18 protein-coding genes and 1 pseudogene are annotated in these 16,924 nt (G+C 41.2%); 10 read left to right on the top strand and 9 right to left on the bottom strand.

Features of this window, described 5'->3' with window-relative positions:
* Positions 1-104: 104 nt before the first annotated feature.
* Complete coding sequence (locus tag ACE1CC_RS15760; protein WP_413271383.1) at positions 105-860, bottom strand: hypothetical protein; 756 nt, start codon at positions 858-860, stop codon at positions 105-107.
* A gap of 383 nt (positions 861-1,243) precedes the next feature.
* A complete protein-coding gene (locus ACE1CC_RS15755; protein WP_413271382.1) occupies positions 1,244-2,014 on the bottom strand; it encodes a hypothetical protein in 771 nt (256 codons plus the stop codon).
* 223 nt (positions 2,015-2,237) lie between these two features.
* On the opposite strand from ACE1CC_RS15755, the gene ACE1CC_RS15750 reads away from it, so the two are divergent.
* Positions 2,238-2,501 carry a type II toxin-antitoxin system HicA family toxin gene (locus ACE1CC_RS15750; protein ID WP_413271381.1) on the top strand — a complete coding sequence of 88 codons (264 nt, stop codon included), beginning with the start codon at positions 2,238-2,240 and terminating at the stop codon, positions 2,499-2,501.
* A pseudogene (locus ACE1CC_RS15745) lies at positions 2,476-2,832 on the top strand (type II toxin-antitoxin system HicB family antitoxin); the annotation flags it as partial. The gene ACE1CC_RS15750 and the pseudogene ACE1CC_RS15745, both read left to right, overlap by 26 nt.
* A 200-nt stretch (positions 2,833-3,032) precedes the next feature.
* Here ACE1CC_RS15745 and ACE1CC_RS15740 read toward each other — a convergent pair.
* The gene (locus ACE1CC_RS15740; protein WP_413262337.1) at positions 3,033-3,464 is read right to left on the bottom strand and encodes a CAAD domain-containing protein; all 432 of its coding nucleotides are present in this window, start codon (positions 3,462-3,464) and stop codon (positions 3,033-3,035) included.
* Positions 3,465-3,738: 274 nt separating this feature from the next.
* On the opposite strand from ACE1CC_RS15740, the gene folK reads away from it, so the two are divergent.
* The 3 genes from folK to ACE1CC_RS15725 all read left to right on the top strand — a co-directional run bounded on the left by folK (position 3,739) and on the right by ACE1CC_RS15725 (position 6,454).
* Positions 3,739-4,230: a 2-amino-4-hydroxy-6-hydroxymethyldihydropteridine diphosphokinase gene (folK, locus tag ACE1CC_RS15735; protein WP_413271379.1), complete on the top strand. Its 492-nt coding sequence runs from the start codon at positions 3,739-3,741 to the stop codon at positions 4,228-4,230.
* A 2-nt stretch (positions 4,231-4,232) separates the two neighbouring features.
* Positions 4,233-4,781, top strand: coding sequence for an NUDIX hydrolase (locus ACE1CC_RS15730; protein WP_413271378.1), 549 nt, complete (start codon positions 4,233-4,235; stop codon positions 4,779-4,781).
* 242 nt (positions 4,782-5,023) lie between these two features.
* Entirely contained in the window at positions 5,024-6,454 is a 1,431-nt protein-coding gene (locus tag ACE1CC_RS15725) for a cryptochrome/photolyase family protein (protein ID WP_413271377.1), read from the top strand.
* A gap of 60 nt (positions 6,455-6,514) precedes the next feature.
* Here the strand turns inward: ACE1CC_RS15725 and ACE1CC_RS15720 are convergent, their stop codons facing one another.
* A complete protein-coding gene (locus ACE1CC_RS15720) occupies positions 6,515-6,964 on the bottom strand; it encodes an NUDIX hydrolase (RefSeq protein WP_413271376.1) in 450 nt (149 codons plus the stop codon).
* The gene (locus ACE1CC_RS15715; protein ID WP_413271375.1) at positions 6,961-7,347 is read right to left on the bottom strand and encodes a hypothetical protein; all 387 of its coding nucleotides are present in this window, start codon (positions 7,345-7,347) and stop codon (positions 6,961-6,963) included. Before ACE1CC_RS15715 ends, ACE1CC_RS15720 begins: the two co-directional genes overlap by 4 nt.
* A 287-nt stretch (positions 7,348-7,634) precedes the next feature.
* On the opposite strand from ACE1CC_RS15715, the gene folD reads away from it, so the two are divergent.
* The 3 genes from folD (at position 7,635) to ACE1CC_RS15700 (ending at position 10,244) form a co-directional block, all read left to right on the top strand.
* The gene (gene folD / locus ACE1CC_RS15710) at positions 7,635-8,498 is read left to right on the top strand and encodes a bifunctional methylenetetrahydrofolate dehydrogenase/methenyltetrahydrofolate cyclohydrolase FolD (RefSeq protein ID WP_413271374.1); all 864 of its coding nucleotides are present in this window, start codon (positions 7,635-7,637) and stop codon (positions 8,496-8,498) included.
* 234 nt (positions 8,499-8,732) lie between these two features.
* Positions 8,733-9,659 carry a geranylgeranyl diphosphate synthase CrtE gene (gene crtE / locus ACE1CC_RS15705; protein WP_413271373.1) on the top strand — a complete coding sequence of 309 codons (927 nt, stop codon included), beginning with the start codon at positions 8,733-8,735 and terminating at the stop codon, positions 9,657-9,659.
* A gap of 126 nt (positions 9,660-9,785) precedes the next feature.
* Positions 9,786-10,244: a divergent PAP2 family protein gene (locus tag ACE1CC_RS15700; protein WP_413271372.1), complete on the top strand. Its 459-nt coding sequence runs from the start codon at positions 9,786-9,788 to the stop codon at positions 10,242-10,244.
* A 285-nt stretch (positions 10,245-10,529) separates the two neighbouring features.
* Here ACE1CC_RS15700 and ACE1CC_RS15695 read toward each other — a convergent pair whose 3' ends face one another.
* The 3 genes from ACE1CC_RS15695 to ACE1CC_RS15685 all read right to left on the bottom strand — a co-directional run bounded on the left by ACE1CC_RS15695 (position 10,530) and on the right by ACE1CC_RS15685 (position 12,448).
* Positions 10,530-11,252, bottom strand: coding sequence for an SPOR domain-containing protein (locus ACE1CC_RS15695; protein WP_413271371.1), 723 nt, complete (start codon positions 11,250-11,252; stop codon positions 10,530-10,532).
* A gap of 88 nt (positions 11,253-11,340) precedes the next feature.
* On the bottom strand, positions 11,341-11,670 hold the full coding sequence (locus ACE1CC_RS15690) for an MgPME-cyclase complex family protein (RefSeq protein ID WP_413271370.1): 330 nt from the start codon (positions 11,668-11,670) through the stop codon (positions 11,341-11,343).
* Positions 11,671-11,719: 49 nt separating this feature from the next.
* Entirely contained in the window at positions 11,720-12,448 is a 729-nt protein-coding gene (locus tag ACE1CC_RS15685) for a pyridoxine 5'-phosphate synthase (protein WP_413271369.1), read from the bottom strand.
* Positions 12,449-12,642: 194 nt separating this feature from the next.
* On the opposite strand from ACE1CC_RS15685, the gene ACE1CC_RS15680 reads away from it, so the two are divergent.
* Positions 12,643-13,827 carry a GGDEF domain-containing protein gene (locus ACE1CC_RS15680; RefSeq protein WP_413271368.1) on the top strand — a complete coding sequence of 395 codons (1,185 nt, stop codon included), beginning with the start codon at positions 12,643-12,645 and terminating at the stop codon, positions 13,825-13,827.
* A 194-nt stretch (positions 13,828-14,021) separates the two neighbouring features.
* On the top strand, positions 14,022-15,044 hold the full coding sequence (locus ACE1CC_RS15675; RefSeq protein WP_413271367.1) for a DUF2278 family protein: 1,023 nt from the start codon (positions 14,022-14,024) through the stop codon (positions 15,042-15,044).
* A 241-nt stretch (positions 15,045-15,285) separates the two neighbouring features.
* Here the strand turns inward: ACE1CC_RS15675 and lysS are convergent, their stop codons facing one another.
* Entirely contained in the window at positions 15,286-16,866 is a 1,581-nt protein-coding gene (gene lysS / locus ACE1CC_RS15670) for a lysine--tRNA ligase (protein ID WP_413271366.1), read from the bottom strand.
* Positions 16,867-16,924: the final 58 nt, after the last annotated feature.

The following is a 16,924-nucleotide window of genomic DNA, read 5'->3' as shown; positions in this document are numbered from 1 at the left end:
GGGCAAGATGCCCACCCCACAAGAAAGCTGAAAATCTTGTGGGGTGGGCATCTTGCCCGCCCCATTGATAGATAACTATTTTCACTTTATTTATTTGCACCTACTTATTGCATTTGCCTAGTACTAGGAGGAGTTACTTGTGACTCATTAGCACTAGCAGGAATTGTTCCCGTAGCTGTTTGGACAATGCGCGTATCTAACTGACGAGCAACAGCATCTAAATTTACGGATGGTCGATCGCCCTTACGGTACATAATAGCAGTAAAAGCTCCCACATTGCTGCGCCGAAAAGCTGCTAAATCCAACTGTAAAACTTGCCCTTGCATATCAACTGCCACAGTCATTCCAGTAGAAGTGTCAGCAATATTATTCACAGTAGGAATCATCCCATAATCGAGAATTTTCAGCCCTTGATTTGAATTGATAGATTGCCTTATTTGAGCGATCATTTGTTGCTGATATTCTGGTTGTTGCATTTGTTTGAGAGTCGAATCAAAATTTGCTCGATCTGACTGATTCGAGATTAAACCTGTGAAACCAACAACTATTTGTAAACTCTTTTGATCTATAAAAGCAAAATACTTTTCCGGCTTCATTCCAGCTTTGGCTAATTGAGTGCTGAGAATTTCAAATTGAGTCTGAATTTGTGCTGTTATTTCCGGTGGGAGTTCTTTAAACCCTGCGGGTAAATCTTGTGCAGTCAAAACCGCATTATTATAACTTTGTGTGGGAACAGGAGTAGCCGCCGGGAGTTGTTGGGTAGCTGCTTCTGGAGTTTGGGCAAAAACAACCGGAATGCTAGTACTAGCCCAAATTGCACTCGTCAACACACACAAGGACAAGCTAAATTTGTTCTTCATCGTCGCTTCAGTAAAGGAGTTGCTTCTTAGGATAACTTTTGTTTCCTCAGAAGTGTGTTCTACCTGCCGAAGTCAACAAAATACATTAAAATTAACCAACCTACACTTAAAACTAAAAATTGTAGAGCTATGGTTTCCAGTAACCATTTTATTGTTAGTATAATTTTCATAATTCTCTCCTCACCTCGATACAGTTTTTCAGCAGGGAATTGTCTCCACTATGAAAAATCTGTGGAGGTAAGTTTGTGATTTAATCAAATTAAAAAATGTGATATTTGCGGCTAATTCCCAGTGATTTCGATCGCAAACCACCTATCCTCAAGGCTTAAGGCTGAGGATTGATTAACTTTTTTTATTTGTTGATGAAAACAGTTGCGAATTTACTATTGATTTCCTGATTGAAGCTTGGTTTCGTAGAACTGACAAGCTGCTAATCCTAAAGAGTATAAAACAGCACTATTGGTACTAGCACCAATGACAGGACCTGCGATCGGGATATTTCGCAAAGTACCTAAACCCAATTTCACGACATTACCACTACCCATCGCCAAGCCAAAAATTGCCAATACTTCGCCCTTACGCGCAGGTTCTTGTAAATTTAAACCATAAGCAGCGGCAATTTGCAGAATCATTTCTGATTGCAATCTCGTGGTAGCGACTAGATCGATCGCTAACAAAGCCAAAGCTATCCCTGGTACAAAACTGCTAACCAAACCAACACCACCAGCATAAGTAGATTTTTCCACAATAATTCGGTGGGCGATTTCTCTGGGTGATTCTTCTGGATATTCAGCTTGCAACTTTTGCACAGCAGCAGCAGCTTTTTCCAAGTCAACTTGATCCATTCCAGCAAAGATCCAATCTAACTTAAAAAGACCGCTGACATTTTTAACCCACCAGTTTTCCGAGGCAGCAGAAACAGCTTCCCCAGCTGTGTGGGTAGTCTTTTCAATCAACAGGTAGCCTTGTTTCCCTGCGGCTTCAGCCGTTTCTAAAGCAGCTTTTCCAGTTTGGGTAGCAACAAAAGCTACATTTGTCCCAACATCTACAGCTGCATTTGCCATTATTTGTCCAGCTGTCGCCGCCACTTTACCCATTTCTGTAACCACTTGGGTAATTTCTGGCAATTTCTCGGTTGTTTGGGTTGCGTTCATCCTCAATTTTTCCTTGCTGTTGTGTCCTCTACTTACTAAGTTGCGATCGAACTAGTGAGAAATGTTCTCTCCGAAGGCTCATTTTCCCAATCTTGCCAAGTGCTGTGTAAAGGAGAACTAAAAATTCCACCTTGTTTGTTAGATTATGATACTATATACAATATCATACATTTGAGGAAAAGACCGATGAAGTTAAAACACAAAAGACAAAGGAAACGAATAAATGTCACAGTTAGAGAAATTAATCAAGTTTTTCTTGTCCTATCCAACCGAAGCGCGTTTTGAAGACGTTGAGCGTCTATTGACAGCTTTCGACTTTGAAGAAGTTCGTTCAAAAGGAAGTCACCATATTTTCTTGCATGAAGACGGGCGACAGCTAACTATCCCTAAGAAGGGAGGTAAAAAGGTTGAAAAAATTTATATAAAGCAGATAACCAAGCTGCTCAGATTGGAGGATTATGATGTCCAAAAAGAAGACGCTGACTGAGCGAGAATCACTAGAGTTTTACTTAAATCTAAAATATCCTGTTACTCTTTACCCTGGTGACGAGGCTTATGTAGCAGAAATCAAAGATCTACCTGGTTGCATGACTCAAGGAGATACAATTGATGAGGTTATGTCTAATATTGAAGAAGCGCGAGAATTATGGATTGAAACTGCTTATGAACATGGAAGTATGATTCCTTTGCCATCGACTGAAAATCATTACAGTGGCAGGGTTTTACTGCGAATGCCACGCTCTCTACATCAACAGTTAGTGGAAAATGCTGAACGAGAAGAAGTCAGTTTCAATCAATATGTAGTATCTCTATTAAGTGAGAGAAATGCGTTGAGAGATATCGATAACATCAATAAGCAACTAGATAAGATTTGCAGCATTCTTTCTGAACAAAAAGCTAGTACTTTGACCAAACCCTAGTTAGAGAATTAATCGAGATTTTACTACAAAAGCGTCCGAGAAATCCCGGACGCTTTGGTTTTAGACTTAAGAAAACACCAAAAGTGGTTAATTAATCATTAAACTTTTGGGGTTTTGTTTCCGCCCACTACTTGATTTTTCAAGCCGTTGATTTCGTCAGCCAACTCCTTACGATTTGAGGCGCGGAGTAAATAGCGATACACAAACCAACCGGAGTAACCAATACCCACCAATTCAAAGAAAGGTGAGAGTAGAGGGATATCATCCAGCGCATCGAGTACGGCTAGGGTAACTTTGACGGTGACAAAAGCACCGACAATTAAACCAACAGTAATCAAGGGCTTTTGGTAGGTGCTGAAGAAATCGCCCAGGTAATCTGGCAGTTTAGCCAAATAGGAGACGAAAATATCCCAATATTCTTGCACCTGGCTTGTAGATGTGCTACCAGGTGTATTGGTGATGATCGGCCCTCCTTGATCGACGGTGACTTCTACAGTGGGGGTTGTTTGTTGCGTTTCCTTGGTTTCCATGTTTCTAATCTCAACTATTGCAACGTTGTTATATTAGCTAGGAAGCGTTCCGGCTTGTTAGGGAAGTTGGGAAGCTTCGCAAACTATTTTTATTACTATGGGAACATTTTTAACCTACAAAGTACAGCTATTTAGCAAAGGAAATTAGCAAAGTACGTAGGTTTAGTCATTTAGCGCCGGAAATCCCCTTATTATTAATTAACGCTAGTTGGTTCGCTAAAAGGCTCATTCTAAAGAATTAATTTATCAGAATCGGGTTGAGGAATTTGGGTTTATGGGAAAATCGGGACAAAGTGCGATCGCTCTTGGCAGTAATCTGGGTGACTCTGGCGCTATTCTGGAATCTAGCCTGAAAATGCTTGACCAAACCCCTGGAATTAGTTTATTAACTCAGTCTAGCTGGTATCGCACTAAAGCTGTAGGGCCGCCACAACCAGATTACCTGAATGGGTGCGCTTTGCTCAAGGTGCAGATGAGTCCCTTGGAGTTGCTAGAAACGCTATTAGCCATTGAAGCGAAATTTGGTCGGGTGCGTCAAGAACGCTGGGGGCCAAGAATTTTAGACTTGGATTTATTATTGTTCGATAATCTGATTTTAGAGACTCCGGGGCTGACGATACCTCATCCAGGCTTGAGAGAAAGGGCGTTTGTTCTCGTACCTTTGGCAGAAATTGCGCCAAATTGGATTGAACCTGTATCGAGAAAAGCGATCGCGCAACTCGTGCAAGCGGTAGACTGTTCAGGTGTGACTAAAATCGAAAATTGATTATGCCATTAGGTAAAGAACCGCCAGAAATAATTAAACAACGCCTATTTTATCAAGGTCGCAAATTCAATTTTGAAGTAACTCGTTTGCGACTTCCTAACAAAGTAGAAGGCGACTGGGAATGTATTCGTCATCCTGGTGGTGCTTTAGCTGTTCCGGTAACTCCTGAAGGTAAATTAATATTATTACGTCAATATCGTTTCGCTGCCCAAGGACGTTTATTAGAGTTTCCCGCCGGAACTATAGAAGTTAATGAAGATCCATTTTCTACTATTCAGCGAGAGATTGAAGAAGAGACAGGTTATCACGCCAATAAATGGCAAAAATTAGGCGAATTTTTCCTCGCCCCCGGCTATTCCGATGAAATTATTTATGCTTTCCTCGCCCAAGATTTGCAACCCTTAGAAAAACCACCAGAACAAGACGAAGACGAAGATATGGAAACAGTTTTCCTCACACCCGAAGAATTAGAAAAAGCAATTTTATCCGGTGAACCCGTAGACGCAAAATCTGTCACCAGCTTCTTTATGGCGCGTCCCTTTCTGGAGTAATTTTCTCATTTCTCTAACCACAGATGGACAAAACCCAACCAAAATTTAATTATATTAACTGTGTTCATCTGTGGGAAAAAAGCAAACCTATTGCATCCCCACCCAAATGTAACTATATTATCTGCGTTTATCTGCATTCATCTGCATTCATCTGCGTTCTAAAAACAACAACTCCCAAAACCCAACCCAAAACTAAATCAACAAAATCTGTGTTCATCTGTGTTTAAAAAATCCAATCTTCTATGACTGACCTAATTCTCTTTTGGCATCGTCGAGACTTACGAATTTGCGATAATATAGGATTAGCCACAGCTAATCAACAAAGCGCCAAAGTTGTCGGTGTTTTTTGCCTCGATCCAAATATTTTAGAAAGTAAGGATATCGCCGCAGTTAGAGTTACTTATATGATGGGTTGTTTGCAGGAACTCCAACAAAATTATCTGCAAGCAGGAAGCCAATTAATCATTTTAAAAGGTCAACCAATCCAAGAGATTCCTAAGTTAGCGATCGCGTTAAATGCCAAAGCGGTATTTTGGAATTTAGATGTAGAACCTTATGCTAGAGAGCGCGATCGCACCATCACCCAAGCCCTAAAAGACAAAGGAATCGCCATTCAAACATTCTGGGATCAATTATTGCATTCTCCCGCCGAAATAGCAAGCGGTGCTAATCAACCTTACACAGTTTATAGTCCCTTTTGGAAAAACTGGATTAGCAAACCGAAAACCGAGCCATTTGACAGATTTAAAAACCGAGAAAGTTTAACCGCCCAAGAACAAGAAGCAATCAATCAAGCTGGTGCCATTCCCTTACCAACTGCGAAAGATTTAGGGTTTGTTTGGGATAATGAATTAATGTTAGCACCAGGCGAAACCGCCGCAAAGGAAAGGTTAGAAGAGTTTTGTAATGAAGCGATTTTTAGTTATAAAGAAAAGCGTAATTTCCCAGCAATTGATGGAACTTCTCGACTGAGTGCGGCGTTAAAATTTGGTGCAATTGGCATTCGTACAGTTTGGGATGTTACTATGGAAGCGATCGCCGGAAGTAGCAGCGACGAAGCCCAAGAAAGTGTGAAAAGTTGGCAACAAGAATTAGCTTGGCGCGAGTTTTACCAACACGCAATGTATCACTTTCCCGAATTAGCAGAAGATGCTTATCGCCCAGCGTTTAAAAATTTCCCTTATGATAATAATTCAGAACATTTTCAAGCTTGGTGCGAAGGAAAAACAGGTTATCCGATTGTCGATGCAGCGATGAGACAATTAAAATCAACTGGTTGGATGCACAACCGTTGTCGAATGATAGTTGCTAGTTTCTTAACCAAAGATTTATTAATTAACCCGAAAATGGGGGAAATATATTTTACGCAAAACCTCTATGATTGGGATCTTTCTGCTAATAATGGCGGTTGGCAATGGAGTGCTTCTAGTGGGATGGACCCAAAACCTGTGCGAATTTTTAATCCCGCTTCTCAGGCAGAGAAATTCGATTCTAATGGGGAGTATATCAGAAAGTGGTTGCCTCAGTTGCGATCGCTCCCCACCAAGCTTTTAATTAGTGGGGAAATACCTGATTCACAACGGGAAAGTTTAGGTTATCCTTTGCGAATTGTGGAACATAAGATACAGCAAAGAATTTTTAAGGAACGGTATAATCAGCAAAAGGTGGAATAGGGTTTTTTTACCACAGATGAACACAGATGAACACAGATGGATTTGGGGTGGGTGATATAGTTATTGGTTTTGGATAATACCAATTTGTGATTCTACAAAGTCTAGCAAAATTCGCTGATGTCGATCGCCCAACGGACGCACTTCCCCCGCAATTTCTGAATAACAATTACCCCGTTGAATATCTGCAACAGTTAATAACCCCATATCCCAACCTTCACCTAAGACTAAATCTTTTAATTCCACAGTTAACTGTCCATGAAAAACATGACGCACCACGTTGGGATCTTCATAATTGCGGAAATGATGTAAAACTGGGGGAACATAACCGATTTCTTCTTTTAACTCTCGTTTTACTGCAATTTCTGGAGGTTCATCTGGTTCAATATGTCCGCCAAAAAAAGCCCAAAAACCGGGATAAACAATAGTTGGGATATTGTCTCGTAATTGCATTAAATATTTGCCATTTCGGTAAAGAATCGCTACGGCTACATGAACAAGTTTAGTATTCAAAGTCTCTTTTGCTCCTCAATATAAAACTCACCAAATTCTTGACCACCCGCAGGCACACTTTTATACAAAACCTTACCTTGAATCACAATTTGTTGCTTCTGTTTGGGGAATGGCTTGTTAGTAACTATAGTAATAGTGCCAGTATCATCTTCTAATTCATAAGCTCGTTTCTCCAAAAACGGAATTAACTTACCCACATTACCTTTTAAGTAAACAGTAGAATTAACTTTGCTTTCCTGCTTTACTTCATTAACATTGCTTACAGGAACATCAGGAGATAAAATACTAAATCCTGATTCGTTAACTTGGGTACAACTGAACAAACCGCCCAGCAAGAAGGTAATTGTGCCAAGTTGTAAAATTTGAATTAACTCTTGTTTCATCGCAGTTTCCCAAAGCGATCGCTAACAAACCTGAATCTCGCGTAACCAGAAAACAACTAGATTATCCCCCTAGATAGTAACTCAAGTTTCTAGTTCTAAGATGAGGCTGGTAGTAGGTAGTGGGTAGTGGGTAGTCGGTAAAGGGACTGCTACTACCCACTAACTATTACTGTCCTTAGATGAGAACAGGGAAAAATCAAAAATAACTCTAAAATTCCCCATCAAACTAACCAGTATTTGCGAAACTAGTAGAGCCAATGGCTGTTTGACTATCAATTTAATTAACTATGGAAGCGAAAATATTAGATGGTAAAGCTTTAGCCCAAAAAATTCAAGCCGAGCTAAAACAGCAAGTAGAAGAATTAACACCGAAAATTGGTCGCCCGCCTGGGTTAGCAGTACTCATGGTAGGCGATAATCCAGCTAGCGCCGCTTATGTACGGAATAAAGAACGCGCTTGCGAAAAAGTCGGAATAGCTTCTTTCGGCAAACATTTCCCCACAGAAACTAGCCAGGAAGAACTAAAACAAGTAATTGAAGAGCTTAACAAAGACGATCGCGTAGATGGGATTTTAGTCCAACTACCCCTCCCCGATGGTTTAGATTCCGTCTCCTTGCTGCACCAAATAGACCCAGATAAAGACGCAGACGGACTACACCCAGTCAACTTAGGACGCTTGGTAAGAGGGGAACCTGGGTTACGCAGTTGCACACCCGCCGGAGTTATGCGCCTGATGGAAGAATATCAGATTCCACTTAGAGGTAAAAAAGCCGTAGTGGTCGGACGCAGTATTTTGGTCGGTAAACCACTGGCATTAATGTTACTAGCTGCCGATGCCACAGTGACGATCGCTCATTCCCGCAGCCAAAACTTAGGCGAAATCACCCGCGATGCCGATATCCTAGTCGCCGCCGCCGGACGCAAAGACCTAATTACCGCCGATATGGTCAAACCAGAAGCCATTGTAATAGATGTCGGCATCAACAAAGTTACCGACGAAGCAGGTAACTCCCGCCTAGTCGGAGATGTCAACTTTGATGCCGTCAAAACCGTAGCCGGATACATCACCCCCGTTCCCGGAGGTATTGGCCCGATGACCGTCGCTTTATTATTAGCAAATACCGTCTGGAGTTATAGCCAGAAGAAGTGATTGGGGACTAGGGACTGGGGGGGATGGCAGGGCTAATTCAAGTTCGGAGGAGAAAATCATTTAACTCGAACAGGACTGACACAGAACATCTAAATGTAGGGGTAATTCATGAATTACCCCTACATTTAGATGTTCTGCTTCTTTTCCAATGACAAATAATAAAATTCCCAAATTAGGGATCGCCCATCCCCTGTAGAATTGTTACGGATGTAGACTCAATCAAGGAATCGAAGGATGGTAGCTACGGACAACAAGTTTTCGGCACAGGGGCAATCTCCTCCGTTTGACCTATGCAAATATCTAGCTGAACGGCAAGCTTTGGTGGAAGAGGCTTTAGAGCGTTTTCTTCCTATAACTTATCCTGAGAAAATTTATGAAGCGATGCGCTATTCCTTGATGGCTGGGGGTAAGCGCTTGCGTCCTATTCTGTGTTTAGCTACCTGCGAACTGGCTGGGGGGACGATCGAAATGGCAATGCCGACAGCTTGTGCTTTGGAGATGATCCACACGATGTCGTTAATCCATGATGATTTACCAGCAATGGATAATGATGATTATCGACGTGGTAAATTGACAAATCATAAGGTTTATGGCGAAGATATCGCAATTTTGGCAGGTGATGGCTTATTAGCTTATGCTTTTGAAATCGTCGCCCAAACAGAAAATGTTCCAGCAGAACGCTTGGTGCAGGTGATTGCTCGTTTAGGTCGGGCGGTGAGTGCGGCTGGGTTAGTTGGTGGTCAGGTGGTTGACCTAGAATGTGAAGGGAAAACAGATGTTAGTATTGAAACTCTGAACTTCATTCACACCCATAAAACGGGCGCTCTGCTAGAGGCTTGTGTGGTTTGTGGGGCGATTATTGCTGGAATATCGGTAACGGATTTGCAAAGATTGTCTCGTTATGCTGAAAATATTGGGTTAGCATTTCAGATTGTGGATGATGTTCTGGATATTACAGCTACCCAAGAAGAGTTGGGCAAAACCGCAGGCAAGGACTTACAAGCGAAAAAGGCAACTTACCCTAGCCTTTGGGGTTTGGAAGAGTCTAAATGCAAGGCTCAACAATTAGTGGCGGCTGCTAAGGCAGAGTTAGCACCTTTTGGGGAAAATGCTCGACCGCTGTTGGCGATCGCAGAATTTATTACCACCCGCACTAACTAAAAGTCTGTAGAACAGGTAACATTCCGTAAATTTTGTCTCCTACAAGACTTAACATTTAAACCTGCCCACAAAATCTACAGCAGAATCCTACATAATCCTAAATTCAACCTAAAAGCCAAACTTGATATGCAGGAATTTTGCCAGAGTCTTCTAGAGAACCACATATTGTTGGTTGCTGTTATTGCCAGTTTAATTGCTCAAGTTACGAAACTCGCCATCGAGTTGGGCAAAAACCGGAAAATTAATATCCGAGTTTTGGTGGAAACAGGCGGTATGCCCAGCGCCCATTCAGCCTTAGTCACAGCTTTGGCAACGGGTGTAGGGCTGAAAATGGGATGGAATAGTCCTGATTTTGCGATCGCTGCCATCTTTGCCATTATCGTCATGTACGATGCCGCTGGAGTTCGTCAAGCCGCTGGCAAACAAGCACGCATCCTCAATCAAATCATTGATGAGCTATTCCGCGAACATCCCACCTTTAACGAAGATCGTTTAAAAGAATTACTTGGACATACTCCTTTTCAAGTAATTGTCGGCTCGGCTCTCGGTGTAACTATTGCCTGCTTAGCAGCACCAGCTTATTGAGCAGAGGGCTCTTTTGGGCAGGGGGGCAGGGGGGCAGGGGGGCAGGGGGGCAGGGGGCAGGGGGCAGGGGGGCAGGGGGGCAGGGGGGCAGGGGAAGAAAAAGAACACTAATCTTTCTTTTTTTCCTTTATTTCCTAAAGTCAGAAACTAAACTTATTAAAATTGAGAACTTTAAATAAAAATCTATAAGCAAGCAGAAGAAAACTTTTTTACCTCTCTCTATTTAACTGTCTGTTAGCGCTCATTTCCCCTGCTCCGAGAGATCCGAGAGATCCGAGAGATCCTTCATTGTGGAGTTTCCACCTGTGGTTTAAGCAATGTTACGCGATTTCCATCTACTAACATTACTAAAAAACCGCGATCGTTCAACAGTCGAAAAGTATTACTAGCATTTCTCTCATTACTAGTGTACAAAGCCAAAAGATAAGGTCTTTGTCCAAAAGAAGCTAAACCAATTCTTTTCCCTAAAAGTTGCTGTAATTGAGTTGCAATTTCCGGCTGATTTCCATAATCTACCAACACAGCATAACCTCTGCCTAATAATCGCGGATTAAAAGCAGGTAAATTCTCTGTCGCAGGTTGTGGTTTTGGTTTTTCCTGTGTATTACTAACAGGAGCGGGAGGAGAACTAGGTTGAGGTCGATCGGCAACTCCTGCATCTGTTGTTGGCTCGACTACAAAAGCAGACAAACCAGTACTTTCTTTGATATTTTGTACTAAATCTTGAGCTTCTGACAAGCTAGTAAAGCCGCCAACACGAGTCACTATATTATCTAAATATCGGCAAACTGTAGCTTTAGTTTTACTAGGAAGAGATTGCCGTAATAAGCGTTGACTCTGGCGATTCTTTGTTACTACAAATAACAAATATTCCCCGGCTGCTGGTGGTTCACAAGTTGACTCACGAGACTGAGCCAAAGCGCCGTTCACTCCCACACCTAACCCAATAATTGTTATTAAAGCAGAGCTTAAAGTAGCGCAAGCTCCCTTAATCGCAGTTTGACTCATGGCTCAGTAATTGGTAATCCAGTAATAAGTTTTGAATGAAAGTTTTACACTCAAAACCTAAAACTTAAAATTGTTTTTTAGCCAGCGGTTAAGCAACGGCTGCTAAAGAAGCTAAGGGATCGGGAATAGAATTAGATGGCGCTGTGAATTCTCCAGTAGCTACATATTCCAAACGCAATTTTAACCAAATAATAAATTGCTCATTGGTGGAAACGATCGCGCAAGCTGGTTGCGGAGTTTTAGCTTTAATAGCTGCCATTTCTTTAGCTTCTAAAAATGCGGGTTGTTTGACTAACCAAAAATCAATTTCTTTTTCTTTTTCGTGATAATCTCTAACTCTTTCCCGCAATACTTCGTCTAGGGGTTCTTCTTCCAACAAAAATTTTTGACTTGCCAAAACGTAGTAATAAGTTGCCATTTGTCAATCTTCCTTCATCATTTGTTATTAGTCATAAGTCATTTGTTAGTTATGATGACCAATGACCGAGAATAGCTTCTTTCATTTCTCTGACGGCTCGTTCTAAACCAACTAAAACCGCCCGACTTATTATTGTATGACCAATGTTGAGTTCTTCCATACCTTTAATTGCGGCAACGGGGTAAACATTCCAGTAAGTTAGTCCATGTCCGGCGTTGACTCTTAAACCGGAAGCTAGAGCCATTTCACAACCTTTCTCTAAAACCTCAAGTTCCTTCTGGCGACTCGCCTCATCATGCGCTTCGGCGTATTTCCCCGTATGCAACTCAACAAATTTAGCTTTTACCTTAGCAGATGCGGCAATTTGGGCTTCATCCGCATCAATAAACAAACTTACCGGAATCCCGGCACTTTGCAATTTATCTACTACCAGAGTCATGCGATCGACCTGTCCCGCAATATCTAGTCCGCCTTCGGTAGTAACTTCTTCCCGGCGTTCTGGAACTAGGGTAACGTAATCTGGTTTGATATCGAGAGCGATCGCCACCATCTCATCAGTAGCCGCCATTTCCAAGTTTAAATGAGTGCGAACCGTTTGCCGCAACAACCGCACATCTCGATCCTGAATATGTCGCCTGTCTTCCCGCAAATGTACAGTAATCCCATCAGCGCCAGCTAACTCCGCCAAAACCGCTGCTGCTACCGGATCTGGTTCCACAGTCCGACGTGCTTGGCGAATCGTCGCCACATGGTCGATATTAACACCGAGCGTAGGCACTTTTCTCTCTCCATCTACCTCGAATCATCCGTTTTTCATCTTACTGGAAACAGAGTCATTAGACTTACTTTTTGATTCAGATTTTTGAGAATGAAATCACAAATTATCTCAAGATACAAATTCCCTGAGAGAATTTTAATAAAACTATACTATCATGTCGGCAAACAGTAATAAATTTCTCTAAATTATTTAGTATGGAAAAAGCTCTGATGAATCTTGATATTCGCACTATTCTTTTTCTGGGCGCAGTTCTATTATCTTTGCAAATCATACCTTTAGTTTTACTGTTTGTACTGACTAATCAATATAAAGGGATTAACCATTGGTTGGTCGGCCATACATTAGTTTCCCTTGGGTATTTTCTTCTAGTCTTTCGCGGAGCTATTTCTGATTTCTTTTCGATTATTATTGCTAATATATTAATAACTGCCGGGTATTCTTTTAGTTTGCAAGGCATCTCATGTTTTACCGAACAAAAGTTCCCGCGTTATTGGATTTTGGCTTTAAACAGTATTTTTTGGGGGATTCATTTTCATTTTACTTATATTATACATTCTCTTTCTTTACGAATCATCAATATTTCTTGGATTAGTTTTATAATTAGTGTATTTTCTGCTTCTCAACTACTAAATAATAGAGATAAAAGACTGCTTATTTCCAGCCGTTTTACCGCGATTATCTTTTTATTACACAGCAGTCTTACATTAGCTCGAATTATAATCACAGTGAACCATGAACTTCCAAATTCTTTATTTGCGCTTAATCTTGACGGGTTTCAAGTTTTTTATTTTATGGCCTGTTTCATCAATAGTTTTTTGATAACAACGGGATTCATTACGATGGTTTGTCAAAGACTTTATCAAGACCTAAATACTTTGGCAGAATGCGATTTTCTGACTAATACTTTAAACCGCCGTGCTATAGAACACCAAATGGATAGAGAAATTGCTTATTGCCAAAGAGAAAACCGGAAAATAGCTTTAATTTTGCTGGATATCGATCGCTTTAAATCAATCAATGACAACTATGGACACGATAGCGGCGATCTTGTTCTTCAGCATTTTACACAAACCCTTAATTTTATAATACGGCAAGAAGATCTTTTAGGTCGATGGGGAGGAGAAGAGTTTCTCATTGTTTCCAGAGTGGATAGTGTTGAGGATGCTGTTGTTTTAGCAGAACGATTACGAAGTGCTATCCAAAATGAAAAGGTGATTGTACATCATACTATTATTACATATACTGTCAGCTTGGGGGTTGCTGTTTATGGTGTACATGGTCAGACTAAACAAGAACTAATTATAGCAGCCGATCGAGCATTATATCATGCTAAAAATTCCGGGAGAAATCAAGTTGCGATCGCTCAACATTATCATTAAATTGTTTTGAAGAGTTGAACGATCGTATTTTAAATTCTGCTGACTGGGTATAGATAGCCTTTCTAGTGCATAAAAGTACCCTTGAGGGTACTGCAAAAACTACTATCCGATCGTTAGGATTGTGGAGAGAACAGTAGGGTTCATTGCCAGATTCCAGCGTTGAGTCGCCGCCACTTAATAATTAGGAGAACGCTATGCCGTTGAAGGAATACGGTGTTTTGAAGGGTCGTCCGATCGCACGACGACTCGCAGTTACATCGAATGCTCATTACCAAGTTCACTTAGTCGATGATGATACTGATTACCGAATTGCAATTAATGTAAGGTCAAAGCTAAGTCCATCTGAATTAGAATACTTAATAGACGAGAATTTTGCCCATCCAATTACATCAAATTTGGTTAATCTACCGCTTGGTTTTAAGCTAATTGAATCCAAACCTGGTGGGTTAGCATTAGATTTTATTCGGGGGAATCTGTTCGATCGCACGAAAATGATTCCATTACCATTCGATGTTCCTGGCCCAGATAATGACTTAAACGAAAAGATTGACAAATATATTCAGCGAGCAATGTCAGATGAAGATGCTATTATCTACGCATTTGGCGAACGCTGGGGTCCAGAACGTAAGATCAAAGACAAAATCTTTGGTTTTCTGCCTGGTAATGGCATTCATGACATTCATGCGAACCAAGGTAATGCTAAAAAGTTTGAGCGAGATGATGGAGTTTGGCAGGATGGTGCTTTGTTGATTCACTTTCCCTCAGAAAATCGCTGGATTGGTATCTTTCTCAAATTTCAGTCGCAATGCTGGCATACTGATGATAAAACCGGACATTGTATCTCTGCAAAACCTGAACCAGATCATCCAACTCCAACCCCAATTGAAGGTGAACCTGATTTAGTTATTCGCATTATTGCGGCACTTGTCAATCCAAAAAATGCCGATCCAGGATTAGAAACTGTAACCCTACTCAACACCTCACCTGCATCAATTGATTTGACTGGATGGGCGATCGCCGATCGACTAAAGAACAAACATTTTCTATCAGGAACACTTGCTTCGGGAAGCACATTGGTTGTGCAGTTACCTGAAACAACACAACTAGGTAATAAAGGCGGAATTATTACCCTGCTGGATAATCGTGGTATTAAGATTCATGGGGTATCTTATACCGAAAAACAAGCGGAACGTGAGGGTTGGACGATCGTATTTTAAGTTCTGCGATCGGCATAACTAAGTAGGTGTAAATAAATAAAGTGATAATAGTTATCTTTGGATGGGGCGGGCTAGGAAAGCCCACCCCACAAAAGTTACAGCTTTCTTGTGGGGCGGGCAGGATGCCCACCCCACAAAAGTTACAGCTTTCTTGTGGGGCGGGCATCCTGCCCGCCTTAGTTTTCACAAAGGAAGAGAAGAAGAATTTCACAATAGATTTAGTGTTTTGCAACTACTGAATCTACTTTGCTTCAGTATTATTTTCTTGCTGATCTTTGATAGGACGCATTGTGGGGAACATCACTACATCACGGATGCTTTGGGTATTAGTTAAAAGCATAACTAGTCGATCGACACCAATACCCATTCCCGCACAATTTGGCATTCCCAAAGACAAAGCTTCAATGAAATCTTCATCCATCGGATGCGCTTCATCATCGCCAGCATTTTTCTGTGCTAACTGTTCCTCAAACCGCTTTCTTTGTTCTTTTGGATCGTTCAACTCAGAAAACCCATTCGAGTACTCTGTACCAGCAATAAACAATTCAAACCTTTCCACAAAACCTGGTTTGCTGCGATGTCCTTTTGCTAAAGGGCTCACTTCCACCGGAAAGTCAATAATGAAGGTTGGTTGAACTAGTTTAGGCGCAACTAACTTATCAAAAACAGCATAAAGCACATAACCCAAACTCTGTTTTTCTAAATTAGAAAGATGCAATCCTAACTGTTCAGCTTTACTAATTGCATCTGCTAATTCCAGAGTTTCAAAATCCAACCCAGTGTCATCTTTAACCGCTTCCACCATAGTTTTAACTTGCCAATGTTTGCCAGCAAAACCAGGAAACTTTTCGCTGTGGTCGTACTTCCGTTCTAAACTAATGGTTTCCCCTTGATATTCAATTTCCTGTTTGTCTCCATGAACAGTTTTAGCAGCGTAGCAAAATACCTCTTCTACCACTCCCAAAATATCGAAGTAATCAGCATAAGCTTGGTAAACTTCCAAAGAGGTGAATTCAGGATTATGAGTACTATCAACGCCTTCGTTTCTAAATACTCTTCCTAATTCAAAAACGCGCTCAAAACCGCCACAAACAGCCCTTTTTAAAAACAATTCTGGCGCAATTCGCAAGTACAAATCTACGTCCAAAGCATTGTGATGGGTAATAAATGGACGTGCAGCAGCGCCACCATAAATCGCTTGTAAAACCGGAGTTTCTATTTCATAAAACCCGGTTTCGGTTAAATAATTCCGAATGCTTTGGACGATTTTACTGCGAAGTGCGAAACGTTGGAAAGATTCCAAGTTTCCCGCCAAGTCCATTTCCCGATGACGGCGACAAGTTTCTGGATCGTTAACGCCGTAATAAGCATCAGGAAAAGGAATAGTAGCTTTGGATAATAATACCAATTCTTTTACCAGAATTGATAATTCGCCTCTATTAGTACGACTTCCAATTCCCGATGCACCAACAAAGTCGCCTACATCGAGAAGTTTTTCAATTTGTTTAAAAGATAAACCAGTTTCACCTGTTACTACTTTTTTCTCGATTTTCAGTTGAATTCTACCTGTGGAATCTCGTAAATCGATAAAAATAATGCTACCACTATCGCGTTTAGAAGTAATGCGTCCTGAAACTTTTATTGGTGTTTCTTCGGGATCATTTTGTCCATTTTCGAGTTCTTTTCCCGGTTGACTAAATAAGTCTCTAACTTGCTGGGTGGTATGCGATCGCTGATAAGATTCGCTAGGATAGGGTTCAATTCCCTGCGATCGCAAATCTTCCACCTTCCGTGCCCGAACTTCTGCTTCACTCTGAGTCATCAATAATTACCCTGCACAATACCAAAATTTTACTTTGGGGAAGCAATACCATTTCATC

This window comes from Floridaenema aerugineum BLCC-F46, from assembly GCF_041929345.1.
GTDB lineage: Bacteria > Cyanobacteriota > Cyanobacteriia > Cyanobacteriales > Aerosakkonemataceae > Floridanema > Floridanema aerugineum.
The sequence above is the reverse complement of the archived record's forward strand: the minus strand, read 5'-3'. Positions and strand labels throughout refer to the sequence as shown.